The organism is Azonexus sp. IMCC34839 (assembly GCF_047047955.1).
Lineage (GTDB): Bacteria > Pseudomonadota > Gammaproteobacteria > Burkholderiales > Rhodocyclaceae > Azonexus.
Window position 1 is genome coordinate 2,033,155 of record NZ_CP150631.1, and the last position, 15,207, is coordinate 2,048,361.

The 15,207-nt window shown below is 63.8% G+C and carries 15 protein-coding genes; 3 read left to right on the plus strand and 12 right to left on the minus strand.

Annotated features, from left to right (window positions below):
- Positions 1–106: 106 nt before the first annotated feature.
- Complete coding sequence (locus WIF35_RS09915; protein WP_412478063.1) at positions 107–565, plus strand: hypothetical protein; 459 nt, start codon at positions 107–109, stop codon at positions 563–565.
- A 57-nt stretch (positions 566–622) separates the two neighbouring features.
- Here WIF35_RS09915 and WIF35_RS09920 read toward each other — a convergent pair whose 3' ends face one another.
- On the minus strand, positions 623–1,390 hold the full coding sequence (locus WIF35_RS09920; RefSeq protein ID WP_412478064.1) for a hypothetical protein: 768 nt from the start codon (positions 1,388–1,390) through the stop codon (positions 623–625).
- A gap of 141 nt (positions 1,391–1,531) precedes the next feature.
- Here WIF35_RS09920 and WIF35_RS09925 point away from each other — a divergent pair, with 141 nt between their 5' ends.
- Positions 1,532–4,585 (plus strand): transglycosylase domain-containing protein, encoded by a 3,054-nt coding sequence (locus WIF35_RS09925; protein WP_412478065.1) that lies wholly within the window; start codon positions 1,532–1,534, stop codon positions 4,583–4,585.
- 55 nt (positions 4,586–4,640) lie between these two features.
- Here WIF35_RS09925 and WIF35_RS09930 read toward each other — a convergent pair whose 3' ends face one another.
- From WIF35_RS09930 to WIF35_RS09980, 11 genes are all read right to left on the minus strand, one after another.
- Entirely contained in the window at positions 4,641–5,594 is a 954-nt protein-coding gene (locus WIF35_RS09930; protein ID WP_412478066.1) for a diguanylate cyclase, read from the minus strand.
- Positions 5,595–5,741: 147 nt separating this feature from the next.
- Positions 5,742–7,166 carry a radical SAM protein gene (locus WIF35_RS09935; protein WP_412478067.1) on the minus strand — a complete coding sequence of 475 codons (1,425 nt, stop codon included), beginning with the start codon at positions 7,164–7,166 and terminating at the stop codon, positions 5,742–5,744.
- The gene (locus WIF35_RS09940) at positions 7,163–7,417 is read right to left on the minus strand and encodes a hypothetical protein (RefSeq protein ID WP_412478068.1); all 255 of its coding nucleotides are present in this window, start codon (positions 7,415–7,417) and stop codon (positions 7,163–7,165) included. Before WIF35_RS09940 ends, WIF35_RS09935 begins: the two co-directional genes overlap by 4 nt.
- The gene (locus tag WIF35_RS09945; protein WP_412478069.1) at positions 7,414–8,172 is read right to left on the minus strand and encodes a prolipoprotein diacylglyceryl transferase; all 759 of its coding nucleotides are present in this window, start codon (positions 8,170–8,172) and stop codon (positions 7,414–7,416) included. Before WIF35_RS09945 ends, WIF35_RS09940 begins: the two co-directional genes overlap by 4 nt.
- Complete coding sequence (locus WIF35_RS09950) at positions 8,169–8,408, minus strand: hypothetical protein (RefSeq protein WP_412478070.1); 240 nt, start codon at positions 8,406–8,408, stop codon at positions 8,169–8,171. The genes WIF35_RS09945 and WIF35_RS09950 overlap by 4 nt, the downstream gene beginning before the upstream one ends.
- Positions 8,405–8,671: a hypothetical protein gene (locus tag WIF35_RS09955; RefSeq protein WP_412478071.1), complete on the minus strand. Its 267-nt coding sequence runs from the start codon at positions 8,669–8,671 to the stop codon at positions 8,405–8,407. Before WIF35_RS09955 ends, WIF35_RS09950 begins: the two co-directional genes overlap by 4 nt.
- Before the next feature lie 28 nt (positions 8,672–8,699).
- Positions 8,700–9,026 carry a hypothetical protein gene (locus tag WIF35_RS09960; RefSeq protein WP_412478072.1) on the minus strand — a complete coding sequence of 109 codons (327 nt, stop codon included), beginning with the start codon at positions 9,024–9,026 and terminating at the stop codon, positions 8,700–8,702.
- 17 nt (positions 9,027–9,043) lie between these two features.
- Complete coding sequence (locus WIF35_RS09965) at positions 9,044–10,924, minus strand: MFS transporter (RefSeq protein ID WP_412478073.1); 1,881 nt, start codon at positions 10,922–10,924, stop codon at positions 9,044–9,046.
- Positions 10,921–12,141, minus strand: coding sequence for an amidohydrolase family protein (locus WIF35_RS09970; protein ID WP_412478074.1), 1,221 nt, complete (start codon positions 12,139–12,141; stop codon positions 10,921–10,923). Before WIF35_RS09970 ends, WIF35_RS09965 begins: the two co-directional genes overlap by 4 nt.
- A complete protein-coding gene (aas, locus tag WIF35_RS09975) occupies positions 12,141–14,282 on the minus strand; it encodes a bifunctional acyl-ACP--phospholipid O-acyltransferase/long-chain-fatty-acid--ACP ligase (RefSeq protein WP_412478075.1) in 2,142 nt (713 codons plus the stop codon). The genes WIF35_RS09970 and aas overlap by 1 nt, the downstream gene beginning before the upstream one ends.
- Complete coding sequence (locus tag WIF35_RS09980) at positions 14,282–14,593, minus strand: ArsR/SmtB family transcription factor (protein WP_412478076.1); 312 nt, start codon at positions 14,591–14,593, stop codon at positions 14,282–14,284. The genes aas and WIF35_RS09980 overlap by 1 nt, the downstream gene beginning before the upstream one ends.
- A gap of 147 nt (positions 14,594–14,740) precedes the next feature.
- Between WIF35_RS09980 and WIF35_RS09985 the strand changes: the two genes are divergently transcribed.
- Positions 14,741–15,157 carry a response regulator gene (locus WIF35_RS09985; RefSeq protein WP_412478077.1) on the plus strand — a complete coding sequence of 139 codons (417 nt, stop codon included), beginning with the start codon at positions 14,741–14,743 and terminating at the stop codon, positions 15,155–15,157.
- The last annotated feature ends 50 nt before the right edge of the window (positions 15,158–15,207 follow it).

A 15,207-nucleotide genomic window follows, 5' to 3' on the forward strand; every position in this document is an offset into this window, starting at 1 on the left:
TCGGCTGGGCCATGACCGGTACTTACCCTTTGTTACACTTGGCTGTCGGCAGCGCGGCCTCATGCTGCGTTAAACGAACACAGACAACAATTCCCAGGAGAGAATCATGAAACGCTTTCTGCTCGCTGCCGGGCTGGCCGTAGCCGCCTTCGCCGCCCAGGCGCAGGTGTCGGTCAGCATCGGCCAGCCCGGCTTCTACGGCCGCCTCGATATCGGCGGCTTTCCCGCCCCGCCGGTGCTCTTCCCGCAGCCCATCCTGATCGAGCGCGTCCCGGTCAGCCGCCCGCCAATCTATCTGCGCGTCCCCCCCGGCCATGCCAAGCATTGGAAGAAGCATTGCCATGCCTACCACGCCTGCGGCGAACGCGTCTATTTTGTTCAGGATGGCTGGTATCAGCGCGAATATGTGCCGCGCTACGCCGAACGTCACCATCACGACTACGACCGGCGCGATTACTACCGCGACGACCGCCGTCGTGACGATTACCACCGCGATGACTATCGCCGTGGCGACGATGACGACCGTGGTCGCGGCCATGGCCACGGGCACGGCCACCGCCACTAAGCGCCGACCCACAATATGACCGCCCCGGAAGGCAGCCCGCCCTCCGGGGCGTTTTGTTTATTGGACGGCGGCGCGGCGGGCCTGTTGCCAGGCCACCACCACCTGGCCGGAATGCGCCAGGATGGCTTGGTAACGCTCCTGCGGCAGCGCATGGCGTAGCGAGGCGAAAAGTTGCTGTGTCGTTTCCTGGGCTAGCGCCGAAGCCGCCGACTCATCGGAGAGCAGCGCGATCTGAATGCTGGCCAGGGCATCGGCCAGCATGCGCCAGCCCAGTTCCGGCATCTGCTTCTCCAGGGCCAACATCATGCTGCCCAGCGGCTGCAGGATAGCTTCGGCCTGTGCCTGGGTTTCGCAGGCGATCATGGCGTGCCACAAGGCCACATGGATGGCGCGGCGCAAATCGACCTTGAAATCGACGGCATCAAATTCGACCTCGGCCAACTGCTGGAAATATTGCTGGAACAGGCTGTCGCCCCTGGCGTCGAGCCGCCCGCGCAGGCTGCCGAGCAAGGTGGTCAGGGCCGGAATGGCGGCCAGCTTGAACGCCTGGGTGTAGGCCACACCCCATTGGTCGAGGCCGGAAATCAGCAATGCCAGGCGCAGCGCCAGCCCTTCATCGCTGCCAGCCGCCTTGCACCAGTTGAAGCAACGCTCGCCGACCTCGGCCAGCACCTTCTCGTCGTCGCCGGCATCGGCCATCACCGCCTGCCGGAAAACGCCGGCAAACACGTCCTGCACCATGCGCGCTGCCAGGCGCTGGGTATCGGCATTGGCCAACGGAGCAAACTGGTCGGCAGGAATCTGAAAGGGGGCAGAGGAAGTCATCGCGGACAGGAATCGGGCAAAACCGGCATTTTACCGGCCGCAACAATCCTGCCACCAGCCAAACCTGATGGCAGCGTCAATGGCTGCGCGCCGTTTATCCCAATATACTGACGGACAAGCTTCAACAACAAACAGAGTCTCATGCGCCCCAACGCACCGTTTTACCGCCGCAAACGCTGGATCGCCGGCGGCCTGCTCCTTGCCCTCCTGGCCGGTGCCGGCTTTTGGGTCGCCGATGAAATCGAAACGTCCGAACTGCAGGCGCGCGAAATCAGCCAGTTTGCCGCGACGCTGACTTACCAAATGGTCGACGGCGCGAGCCCGTCCATCCGCTTCCCGACGCATGGCCCGTTCGACGAACGCATGGGTTACCGCCGCCTGCCCGACCTCACCGCCCGCCTGAGCGGGGCCGGTTATACCCTGACCCGCCAGGCCAGTTTCTCGCCGGCGCTGGTCGATTACGTCGAGCAAGGCTACTTCCCGCCCTACCGCGAGAAAGCGCTGGCCGGCCTGAATGTCGGCGATTGCCGCGGCGAGGCGCTCTACCGCTTCCGCTACCCCTACCGCGCCTACGCCAATTTCGAAGCCGTGCCCAAGCGCGTTGCCGATGCGCTGACCTTCATCGAGAACCGCGACCTGCTCGACGAAACACGGCCGAAAATGAACCCGGCGGTCGAGTGGGTACGTTTCGCCCGTGCCGTGCTCGGTCGTATCGGCCGGCTGGTCGATGAGGATTTCGATGCGCCCGGCGGCAGCACGCTGGCAACGCAGATCGAGAAATACCGTCATTCGCCCAACGGCGTGACGCCGGATGCCCAGGAAAAACTGCGCCAGATGATCTCGGCCAGCGTCCGCGCCTACCGCGACGGCGAAGAAACACTGCCGGCCAGGCGCCGCCTGCTGCTCGATTACCTGAACACCGTCCCGCTCTCGGCTGCGCCCGGCTTCGGTGAGGTCAATGGCCTGGGCGACGGCCTGTGGGTGTGGTTCGCCGCCGATTTCGACAGCGTCAATCTACTGCTGGCCGCCCCCGAAGCCAGCGGACCGCAACTCGCCGAGCAAGGCAAGGCCCTGCAGCAGGTCGTTGCCCTGATGATCGCCCACCGCCGGCCGAGCTACTACCTGTCGGCCAAGGGCCGGGACGACTTGCGCCAGCTGACCTCCAGCCATATCCGCCTGCTCGCCCAGCACAACCTGATCGGGCCGGCGCTGCGCGACGCGGCGCTGGCCGTGCCGCTCGAATTCCGCAACCTGGCGACCAACCCCGCGCAGCAGCCGGCCGATGCCGGCAAGGGCGCCATGGCCATCCGCAACCGGCTGGCCGGCCAGCTCGGCACCTCGCTGTACGAACTGGACCGCCTCGATGGCGAAATCGCCACGACGCTCGACCGTAACCTGCAGGCGAAGGTCACCGATTTCCTGGAAAGCCTGTCGGATGCGGGCAACGCCCGCCGCGAAGGCCTGCTCGGCGAACGCATGCTCGACCCGGCCACCTTGGGCGCCGTGCGCTACAGCTTCAACCTGGTCGAGAGCACGCCGGCCGGCAACCGCGTGCGCGTGCAGACCGACACCACCGACCAGCCGCTCGACATCAACGAAGGCAGCAAGCTCGAACTCGGTTCCACCGCCAAGCTGCGCGTGCTGACCACCTACCTCGAAATCGTCGCCGAACTGCACCAGCGCTACGCCGAGATGCCGGCCGACGAGTTGCGCAAGCAGCCGGTGGAAGCACGCGACCACATCAGCCGCTGGGCCATCGACTACCTGCTGTCGGCCAAGGACAAGGCGTTGCCGGCCATGTTGCAGGCGGCGCTGGCGCGCAGCTATTCGGCCAGCCCGGAAGAGGAGTTCTTCACCGGCGGCGGCGTCCATAGCTTCAACAACTTCCGCAAGGAAGACAACGGCCGCGTGCCGACCGTGCGCGAGGCGCTGCAGGGCTCGATCAACCTGCCCTTCGTGCGCCTGATGCGCGACGTGGTGCGCTACGCCATGTACCAGGTGCCGGGCAGCAGCGCGCAGTTGCTGCAAAAGGCCGGCGACCCGCGCCGCGCCGAATACCTCGCCCGCTTCGCCGACCAGGAAGGGCAGGTCTTCCTGCGCCGCTTCTGGAACAAGTATCGCGGCAAGGCGGCCGACGACATCCAGGATATTTTCCTCGACGGTCTGCGCCAGACGCCCGACCGGCTGGCCGCCGCCTACCGCTATTTCTCGCCGAACGGCTCGCCGGCCGATCTGGCCGCCTTCCTCCGTCAGCGCCTGGAAAACAAGAAGCTGGCCGACGAACAGATCAACGTCCTGTTCCAGCGCTACCGCCCGGAAGCCTACGACCTGCCTGACCGCGGCTACCTCGCCCGCGTCCATCCGCTGGAATTGTGGCTGGTCGGCTACCTGAGCGCGCACCCGACGGCGACCTGGAGCGAACTCGTCCAGGCCAGCACGCAGGAGCGCCAGGCCGTCTATCGCTGGCTCTTCCACACCCGCTTCAAGGATGCGCAGGATTCGCGCATCGCCACCATGCTCGAAGTCGAGGCCTTCCTCGACATCCACCGACGCTGGGCGCGTGTGGGCTATCCCTTCGGCCACCTCGTGCCGTCGCTGGCCACCGCGCTTGGCAGTTCCGGCGACCGCCCGGCTGCGCTGGCCGAACTGATGGGCATCATCGAGAACGACGGCATCCGCCAGCCGACCCGGCGCATCGACCGCCTGGCCTTTGCCGTCGGCACGCCCTACGAGACGCACTTTGCCGGGGCCAGCGGTGCCGGCGAACGGGTGATGGCGCCGGAAGTCGCCGCCGCGCTGCGCAATGCCCTGTCGGAAGTGGTCGAGGGCGGCACCGCCCGCCGGCTGTCCGGTGCCTTCAAGCTGGCCGACGGCACGCCCGTCGCCCTCGGCGGCAAGACCGGCACCGGCGACAACCGCATCGTCATCGGCAAGGGCGCTGGCCGCGGCGTGGCGATGAACCGCACCGCCACCTTCGTGTTCTACCTCGGCCCGCGCCACTTCGGCACGCTGACCGCCTACGTGATGGGCCCGGAAGCCGGCAACTACCGCTTCACCTCGGCGCTACCGGTGCAGATCCTGAAGTCGATGGGCCCTATCCTGGTTCCAGCCCTCGAACCGGGCAACCCGACGCGCTGCCCGGCCGGCGAAACCATCGCGCCTGCCCCTCAGCCGAGCGAAGAAGCACCGCAGTAGCCACTGCTGCGGTGCACCGGCCAAAAAGGGCAAAAACCGCGCGCCGCAGCTGGCCTTATGAACAGACGCAGTTCCGGCCGATGCCCTTAGCGCGGTAGAGCTTGTCGTCGGCGCGCTCGATCATGCCGATATGGTCGACCTCGCCGCCCGGGACCAGCGTGCAGATGCCAACGCTGATGGTGATGTGCCCGAGTGGTGACTTGGCGTGGGAAATCTTCAGGGCGGCCACCGCCTGGCGACATTGCTCGGCGATTTGCAGCGCCGCCTCGGCCGGCGTTTCGGGCAGCACGATGGCAAACTCCTCGCCGCCGTAGCGGGCGAACAGGTCGCTCGACCGCCAGGACAGGGCGCTGATCTCGCGGGCAACGCGGATCAGGCAGTCGTCACCCTTCACATGCCCGTAGTGGTCGTTGTAACCCTTGAAGTGATCGACGTCGAACAGCAGCAGCGAAAGCGGTGCCTGGCTGCGCTTGCCGCGCGCCCATTCCGCCGCCATCGTCTGGTCGAACAGGCGGCGATTGGCGATGCCGGTCAGGCCATCCTGATTCGACCAGCCTTCGAGCTTGCGGTTGAGCTGGATCACCTCTTCTTCCATCTGCTTGCGCGCCGAGATGTCGAACATGAAGCCGACCAGGTCGGTCGTCTTGCCCTCGCCATCGCGGATCACATGCACCACGTCGCGAATCCAGACATAGCTGCCATCGGCCTTCAGCGCCCGATAATCTGCCTCGTGATCGACGCCCTCCTGCGACTGGCTGACGCAGAAATTGACCGTTTTCTCCCGGTCGTCCGGATGGATGCGTTCGATCCAGTCATTGGCCGACAACCAGCTTTCCCGCCTCCAGCCGAGCAGGGGCTCGATCTGCGGCCCGATGTAGTCAAACTGCATGGTCTGCCAGTTGATCTTCCAGGGAATCGCCTTGGTCGATTCGAGCAGGGTCTTGTAAACGCCCCAGTCGTCGCTGCGCTCAAGCTGATCGATGCCATCGAAGTTCTGTGCTTCGGTCATTGTTTTTCCTCTGTGGGGGAGCCAATCGGGCAATGCTGGAGCTAATCCTAACAGCCTTCACTGGCACCCCTATAGAGGACAAGATGTAAAACATTTTTATCTGCCGATGACTGCGGTGCACCGGCCAGAATGGCCAAAAACCAAAACTCAGCGCCGCCGTTCGGCGAACTCCACGATCTCGCGCTGGATGCTCGCCGTCCTCTCGGCCCGTTCGCCGCGATAGAACAGGTTGTAGGCCTCGAAGGGAATCAGCCGTCCATCCGGTTGGGCGAAGTGCACGCAGGATTTCTTCAGCGCCCGCAGGTCGAGATTGGCCGCATCCATGAACTGCACGATGAGCACGCGGAACACGTTTTCATAGCCCAGTTCCGGCGCCGAGATGACGGGCAAGCAGCAGAGCAGCGCAGAGAGGCAGTTGGCCTGCGACTCGGGTGAGTGGTTGGTCGAGAACAGCTTGAACACGGCGTCCTTAATCGCCGGATCGCGCTCGAAAACGATGGTGTTGCGCGGCCCGGCCAGCAGCGCCTCGGGGCCGAGGTGACGGGTCAGCGGCATGGCCTCGTCGCCCAGCTTGAGCGCGTAGCCCATGGCCAGCGTATCCGGGTTGCACGGCACCGGCACGATGTCGTCGAGCGTAAACAGTCCCGATTGCTCGGCAATGCGGCGGCGCACCTCGCTCACGGTCAGGCGATGGCGCTGCGGCTCGAAGGCCAGATTGCGCCCGGCGTCGGACACCGGTTGCAGGGTCACGCCGCGCACGCAGCGGTATTTCAGGCCGTGCTGAATGACCTCGCCGATCTGGTCGTCGTTGACGCCGCGCTTGACGGTCATCACCAGCGTCGTCGAAATGCCCTGCGCCTCCAGATTGGCCAGCGCCCGCTCGTGGATCTCGGCCAGATCGGCCCCGCGCAGTTGCTGCAACACCTCATCGCGCAACGAATCAAACTGCAGGTAGATCTCGATGCCCGGCTTGTAGCTGGCCAGCCGCGCCACGAACTCCGGCTCGCGCGCCAGGCGCAGGCCGTTGGTGTTGATCATCAGGTGGCGGATCGGCCGCGCCTTGGCGGCGTCGAGAATGGCAAAGAAATCCGGATGCAGGGTCGGCTCGCCGCCGGAAAGCTGCACCACATCCGGCTCGCCCTCGTTGGCGACGACCGCGTCGAGCATCGCCTCGACCTCGGCCAGGCTGCGGTGCACCTGCCGTTCCGGCCCGGATTCGGCATAGCACACCGGGCAGCGCAGGTTGCAGTGCTCGGTGATCTCGACCACCGACAGGCAGGAATGCTGCATGTGATCCGGACACAGGCCGCAGTCGTACGGGCAGCCGTGGCGCATCTCGGTATTGAAGCGCTCGGGCATTTCCGGCGCCTTCACATAGACTTCGCGGCACAGGCGGTAGTACTCGGCGTCGTCGGCAATCAGCACCCGCTCGCTGCCATGTGCTGGGCACCACTTGTCGAGATAGACGTCGTCGCCCTTGATCACCACCTTGGCCTCGACCTGGCGCAGGCAGGTGGAGCAGACGGAAGCGGTGGTGTCGTAGAACAACCAGGGACGGTTCTTGCGGCTCATGCTTGCTCTTCTCCTGAATTTGGCGAAACCTCGGCCTTTGTGCCGGAGGAATTCTTGAATGCGCGAACAGTGGCGGCGAAGACCACCACGCCGATCACTGCCGAAACCGCCCCGATGAGCGCAACGATATAGGCACCTGAGGCACTGCCGCCGCCCGCGCCGATCAGCACGCATATGCCGCCGAAGGCGATGCTGAAAAATCCGAAAATCAGTAGAAATACCCGCCAAAGAAAGATGAAAAATTCTTTCATGATGTCACTCCATGGACGGCGACGACGGGGCGTCGCCATTGCTGCCAGGCAAGCGGCAGATAGATAAGCAAGACCACCAGGCAAACCCACTGGATGCCAGACCAACCCAGCGGATAGGCATACGGCACCGGCTTCAGGCCGTCGATCAGCAAGCGCCACAGCAGATAGGCGACGAACATCAGCTTGAACAGCAAACCCGGCCGATCGGCCAAGGCAGTACGCCAACGGGCCAACACGATCCACAACAAGCCAGCGAAGAGGATTTCGTATAGCTGCGTCGGATGGCGCGGCATCCCGTCGCCGAAATCGATGCCCCAGGGCAGATCGGTCGACACACCGAAGGTGCCATCCTCCAGCCCGGCCAGGAAGCAGCCGACGCGACCGATCATCAGCCCGAGCAAGGTCGGAAAGACGAAGGCATCGCCGGTCGAACGCGTGATGCCGGTCAGCTTTTTGGCGATCTCGACCCCCAACAGCCCACCGACCAGCCCGCCCACCATCGACTGCCCGCCAAACAGCAGCGTCGGCGTCGCCCAGTGCTGGACAAAAAGATGCGGCATCTCGATCCAGAACACCGCCTTGTTGCCGAAGGCCGCGCCAAAAACACAGCCGATGGCGACAGCGAATTCACCCGGCGCCAGGATGCTCTGTCCTCCCATTTTTCGCCGCTGCAGGCGATAGAGGGCTGCCCCCAGCGATAGCCCGAGCATCTCGAAAAACCCATGAACGAAAGCAGCGTATTCGTTGGGAATCACGATTGATCCTGATCTGTATCGGAGAGCACTTGCTCGGGTTCGGCCGGCTTTTTCCTGAAGCTGGCAATCACCCAGATGAACAGCATCAGTCCCAACATGGCGGGCACAAAGCCGGCCATAAATATCTCACCACTGCCTGCAATGACCCCACACAAGCCAGCTAGCCCGCCACCAACCAGCATGGCTCCGCCAATCGCCAGCAGGGCGATCTTGAACAGAATGCCCAACACTTTCATTGCGAACCCTCTTTATCGTTTGTACTCGATGCACTCTTCGCTGGAGCTTTGGCCTCGACATTCTTGTCGAACACTTCCGAGGCCTCTTTTTTGATTGCCTGCTTGATCAGATAAAAGCCAACCCAAGCACAACCGAAGCCAATCAGCGAAAAGAACCACAGTGGAGAAAACAGTGTTGCCGCACCACAAAACAAGCCGGCTCCCAAAAAGTACAGTCCGATCAGGAAGAGAATCAGCCGACCGATCATTTTGAAGATTTCCATAGACGATTTTTTCCCCGGCCAAGCCGGATCAACGATTCCGCCAGAAGACAAAACGCACCGCCTCGATCAAGGCACTCAGGGCCAGCCCGGCGGCCAGCGGCACGGCCAGCAAGGCGCCGAACAAGGGCAGATAGGCGCCGATGTCACCGGTGTGTGTCCGCACATAAGTTGCGCAGTACCAGGCAAAACCGGCAGCCCCCAGCATCAGCAGCAGGAAGATAAACAGGCGCATCAGGGTCGGCTCGCGCCATTCCGAGCCGCCACTTTTGCGCCGGCGCCGCAAGGCGAAAACAGCCACCAAGTAGACGGGCACAAGGAATTGCACCAGTTCGCTCAATTTGTCGAAGCTGAACATGGATCGCTCTTACCTGTTCACCGAAGCTCGCCGCGCAACGCCAGCACCTCGGCCTGCAAACGTTCCGGCGTCGCCTCGCTGGCTGGCACCGCTTCGCCGACGCGCAGGCCGATGGGCGAAAACAGGCCGCGACGGAAAGGCGTTTGCATCGCCGCGCCGTCGATGCGGGAGAAGAAACTACCCCACAAACCGGACAAGGCCATCGGCACTACCGGCACCGGGTCGGCGGCGAGGATGCGAGAGATGCCCGGGCGGAAGGTCTGCAACTCGCCGTCGCGGGTGATGCCGCCTTCCGGGAAGATGGCGACCAGTTCGCCTGCCTTCAGCGCGGCCGACACTTCGGCGAAGGCCTTTTCCATGATTTCCGGGTTTTCCTTGGCCGGCGCGATGGGAATGGCGCGGCCGTGCTTGAACACGTAGCTCAGGATCGGCGTGCGGAAAATGCGGTGATCCATCACGAAGCGCACCGGGCGCGGCGAGGCGCTGGCGATGACCAGCGAATCGACGAAGCTGACGTGGTTGCACACCAGCACCGCCGGGCCCTCTTCCGGAATCCGCGCCGCTCCTTCGGTGCGCAGGCGGTAGGCCGCCTTGATCAGCAGCCAGGCCATGAAACGGATCAGGAACTCCGGCACCAGCCCGTAGATATAGACCGCCACCGCCGCATTGAGCAGCGCCGCGATGCCGAACAGTGCAGGAATCGACAGCCCCGCCCCCAGCGCCGCCCCGGCACCCAGCGCGCCAACAACCATGAACAGCGCATTGACAATGTTGTTGGCGGCGATGATGCGGGCACGATGCGCCTCGCTGCTGCGCAACTGGACCAGCGCGTAGAGCGGCACGATGAAGAAACCGCCGAAGACACCGAGCATCATCAAGTCGAACAGCACGCGCCAGACGGCCGGGATGCTGAGCAAGCCGAGCAGCTCATGCGGCGTCGTGCCGAGCAGGTTGTCCGGCGAGGCGAAGTAGAGATCGGCGCCGAACAAGGTCAGGCCGATGGAACCGAACGGCACCAGACCGATTTCGACATGCTTGCCCGACATGCGCTCGCACAGCATGGAACCGACCCCGATGCCGACCGTGAAGGTGGCGAGCAGCAGCGTCACCGACGACTCGCCGCCGCCCAGCACGAACTTGGCGTAGGCCGGAAACTGCGCCAGGAAGAGCGCGCCATAGAGCCAGAACCACGAGATGCCGAGGATGGACAGGAAGACCGTGCGGTTCTCGCGGGCGAAGGCGATGTTGCACCAGGTTTCGGTCAGCGGGTTGAGATTAACCTTGAGCTCTGGCGCCGGGGCCGGCGCGGCCGGGATGCCGCGGCTGGTCAGGTAGCCGGCCAGCGCAACGACGAATCCACCGAGGGCGATCCACGCCGGATGCTCGACCGAGCCGGCGAGCAGGCCGCCGGCCAGCGTGCCGATCAGAATGGCGACGAAGGTGCCGGCCTCGATCAGCGCATTACCGCCGACCAGTTCATCGGCGTGCAGATGCTGCGGCAGGATGGCGTATTTGACCGGCCCGAACAGGGTCGAATGGCAGCCGAGCAGGAAGAGCGCCACCATCAGCACCGGCAGGCTGGTCAGGAAAAAGCCGGCCGCCGCGATGCCCATGATGGCCATTTCCAGCACCTTGACCAAGCGCGCCAGCGTCGCCTTGTCGTACTTGTCGGCCAGTTGCCCGGCCGTGGCCGAGAAGATGAAGAAGGGCAGGATGAAAATGCCCGCCGCCAGGTTGGCCAGCAGTTCCGGTTTCAGCGTCGTCCACCGTGCTGCCTGAAAGGTCAGCAGCACGACCAGCGCATTCTTGAACAAGTTGTCGTTGAAGGCGCCAAGGAACTGCGTGGCGAAGAAAGGGGCGAAACGCTTCTGTTTGAGGAGTCCGAATTGTCCGCTCATGCTTGGCTCGCTGGGAAGAAACGGCGCGTCTGGAAGACGGCCGGAGAAAAGGAATGGCCCTGCCACGCCAACAGGCGCTTCAAGGTGAAATCAAAGAGCAGCGGATTGTGCTCGCGCAGGATGTCGAGATCGTGAACCGACGCCTGCGGCAGCAAGCCGGCCCGCGCCAGCGCCTTCGACGAAGTCAGCGGCACGATGCCGGGCAGCGGGTAATCCGAGCCATGCAGCAGGCGCTCGTGCAGGTCGCTGCGTTCGAGCAGGGTGCGGATGACGCGGACGTCGCGGTTACGCTGGGTGATGGCCGAGATGTCGCCATGCAGCAAGCCCTTGGCGCGCGGTTCGGCCATCAGTTGCAGGAAGAGATCGAAGCTCGGCCGCATCTTGCCGGCATCGTCGCGGTCGCTACCCAGCGTAGCGCAATGGGCGACCACCACCTTGACCCCGGCATCGAGGGCGCGGCGCAGGCGTAGCGGGTTGCCGTAGGCCTGCGTATCGCTGCCCTTGACCGCCTTTTCTTCACCGCAATGCACGATGAGCGGCGTGCCGCTTTCGGCCAGCACGCGGTAGAAGGCATCGCATTTGGGATCGGCCGGGTCCATGCCCATCGCCGCCGGCAGCCATTTCACCGCACGCGCGCCGTTGGAAATTGCCGTTTTCAGCTCGTGCACCGCAGCAGTGGCATAAGGATGCAAGGACGCGACCCATTCGAAGCGCGCCGGGAAATCCCTGGCCAGTTTGGCCGCCCAGGCGTTCGGCACGTAGAAGGCGGAATGCTCCGGGTGGGCGTCACCCTGGCCGTCGTGAAAGCGCTCGAAGGCAAAGAGCATGACCTTGAAGCCTTCCGGCAACGCATCGCACAAATTGAGCAGGCGCGCGACGTAGGCGGTATCGACCTTGCCCGGCGCGTTGTGGGCACAACCGGCGTTCATGTAGAACAGGCGCTGGGCGTAATGCACCGGATGCAGCGGCGACGACAACTGCGGCCCGACCTCGATGCCGCTGCCGCCATCGCCCAGCCCGGCCAGATGCACGTGGCAATCCCACACCTGCGCTGGATCAATGCCGGCCCAGGCTTGTTGCAGCCAGGGACTGTCGAGCAATTGCAGCGGAATCGCCGCGCGGCACGGATTGACCACGGCTGGCTTGGCGATGCCGACACCCGCCGCGCCCAACGCGGAAGCACCTGCCAGCAAGCTGAGAAAGCGGCGACGATTCATCACAGGCCTTGCGCCAGGTTCTTCAGCGTCACGTAGTCGATCTTGCCGGTGCCGAGCAGCGGCAGCGACTCCATCTTGTGAATCTTGCGCGGCACGGCCAGCTCGGGCAGCCCGAGTTCGCGCGCCTTGGCGGCGAGCAGGTCGCGCGATAGCGCTTCGTCGGTAGTGAACAGCACCAGCGCCTCGCCCTTGCTGGCGTCCGGCTGGCTGGAGACAGCGTGCTGCTGGTTGGGCGAGCTGGCCGTGGCGAGCTTTTCGACCACTTCCAGGCTAACCATTTCGCCGGCGATCTTGGCGAAGCGCTTCACGCGGCCGACGATCTTGACGAAGCCTTCGTCGTCGAACTCCACCACATCGCCTGTTTCGTACCAGCCCTCGCCGAGATCGGAGGCCGGCGGTTGCAGCACGCCGGGGCGGTCGGCCTTGAGGTAGCCGGCCATCACGTTGGGCCCGCGCACATGCAGGATGCCGCCATTCGGAATGCCCGGCACCGGCAGCAGCTTGTGCTCGATGCCCGGCAGCAGGTTGCCGACCGTGCCGGTGCGGTAAGCCATCGGCGTATTCACCGCCAGCACTGGCGCCGTTTCGGTCGCGCCGTAGCCCTCGAAGATGCGGATACCGAATTTCTCGAACCACAGGCCGCGCACGCTATCGGACAGCTTCTCGGCACCGGCGACGACGTAGCGCAGACGGTAGAAATCGTAGGGGTGGGCAAACTTGGCGTAGTTGGAGAGGAAGGTCGAGGTGCCGAAGAGCACGGTGCACGAGCGGTCGTAGGCCAGCTCCGGAATGATCCGGTAGTGCAGCGGCGACGGGTAGAGGAAGAGGCTGGCCCCGGTCAGCACCGGCAGCAGCGAGCCGGCGGTGAGGCCGAAGCTGTGGAAGATGGGCAGCGCGTTGAGTACCTTGTCGTCGACCGAGAAATCGATGACCGAGCGAATCTGCGCGATGTTGGCCAGAATGGCGCGGTGCGGCAGCACAACGCCCTTGGGCTTGCCCTCGGAACCGGAGGTGAAGAGCACGACGGCGGCTTCTTCCGGATCGGTCTTCAGCTCGAAGCCGCGCGGATGGTGGATAGCCCACAGCACCAGCCACAGCTTGTCGCCCAGGCCGATGCGCTCACGGATGTCTTCGAGATATTCGATGGCGATACCCTGCAAGGCGGCGAGCTTGTCGGCCAGCTTGGCCTGCTCGACAAAGGCGCGCGAGGTGACGATGGTGCGAATCTCGGCCGCCGCACACGCCGCCTGCATGGCATCGGCGCCGGCCGTGTAGTTGAGCATGGCCGGCACGCGGCGGCGCGCCGTCAGGCCGAAGATCAGGCCAAGGGTTGGCACCAGGTTGGGCAGTAGCAGGCCGACCCGCTCGCCCGGCTGGCTCATGCGCTCGACCTGGCGGCCGAGGATCATCGCCATCTTGAGCAGATCGTTGTAGGAATACTCGATCTGCTTCACGTCTTCCAACAGGCGGCGCTTGCGGCCGAAGATTTCGGCGGCGTCGCATAGCGCGGTGTAGAGCGTTTGCTGCGGTCGGGAAGCAAAGATCATTTCCTGCATCAGCTTGCGCATCTGCTCGCCGGACTTGCGGCGGCGCAGCTTGGCGGTCGGCGCCTCGGGCATCGGGAAGGAAGCCTCGGGCAGCACGGTAATGCGAATCTTCGGGAACAGCTCCTTCGGATACTTGCCGGACAGGCGCGAGAAATAGCTGCGCGACGGGCCGTCGAGGCGCACCGGGATGACCGTCGCCCCGGTCTTGGCGGCGACGAAGGCCGGGCCGTCATAGACCTTCATCAGCGAGCCGGTCAGCGTGATGCGCCCTTCCGGGAAGATCACCACCGGGCGGCCGGATTCGATCAGGCGGATCACCTTCTTCATGGCCATCGGGCTGGTCGGATCGACCGCCAGGTAATCGACCAGCGACAGCATCAGCCGGAACCAGCGGTTGTTGGCGATGCCGGTATGCACCACGAACACCGGGTCGATCGGCAGGAAGAGGCCGAGCAGCACGCCGTCGAGGAAGGATTCGTGGTTGGCGACGACGAGCAGGCGCTCGTGCTCGAACTCGGACTGGCGGAACTGCACATCGACGCGGAAGAAAACGCGGGCGAGCCCGCGCAGAAGCGAACGGAAGAAAGTGCGCATCAGGTGGATTCCTTGACGTAATCGAGGACGTTGGTGAAGGTGGTTTCGAGCGCCTGGCGGTCGATCCAGAACCAGACCTCCTTGCCGATCTTCTCGGAGGCCAGCACACCGGATTCGTGCAGGATCTTCAGATGGTGCGAAACCGTGGAGCGGGCCAGCGTCGACACCTCGGCGATCTGCCCGACATTCAGCCGCTCGCCCGGCTCGAACAGCAGCAGGATGCGCTGACGATGCTCGTCGCCCAGGGCAACGAAGATTTTCGACATGGCCGCCCACTCGGCGGGGATGGCTTGGGTGTAATCAGATTTCATGTCGACAATCTTAGTTATATCGACACGACAATGTCAAGCTCATTGAGTCAAATCTTAAAAACCATTAAAATCACAAAAACATCAACACACCCAACTTTCTGCGACCTTATCGATGGACGTGCAAATAGGCGCCGACAGGAAAACAGCATGCCGACCGATCTCAACTTGTCTGAAACCGGGCTCACTGCCCTGGTCGTGGAAGATAACTCCCTGTTCCGCGTCGTTCTCTCCAGCATGCTGATACAGCGAGGCTTTTCGGTGATTGAGGAAAAATCCGCCGAGCAGGCCTTGAATCATCTGCGTACCACCCCGATCGATCTGGTGCTTCTCGACATCATGATGCCGGGCATGTCCGGCATCGAGCTGTGTCACCAGATTCGCGAAGAACTCGAATTGGAGGATATTCCGGTGATCGCTTACACGGCGCATTCCGACATGTTCAACGTGGCCCACATGCGCATGGCTGGGTTCAACGACATCCTCACCAAGCCAATCAGTGCAGAAGCGCTCGAGCGGGCCTTGCAGCAATATTCACTGTTCGAACCCAGTCACGCGAACAGCTAGATCGAGACCCCGCGCCAAGGCAACAGGCCGTCCTTGGGTGCGGCTCGGCA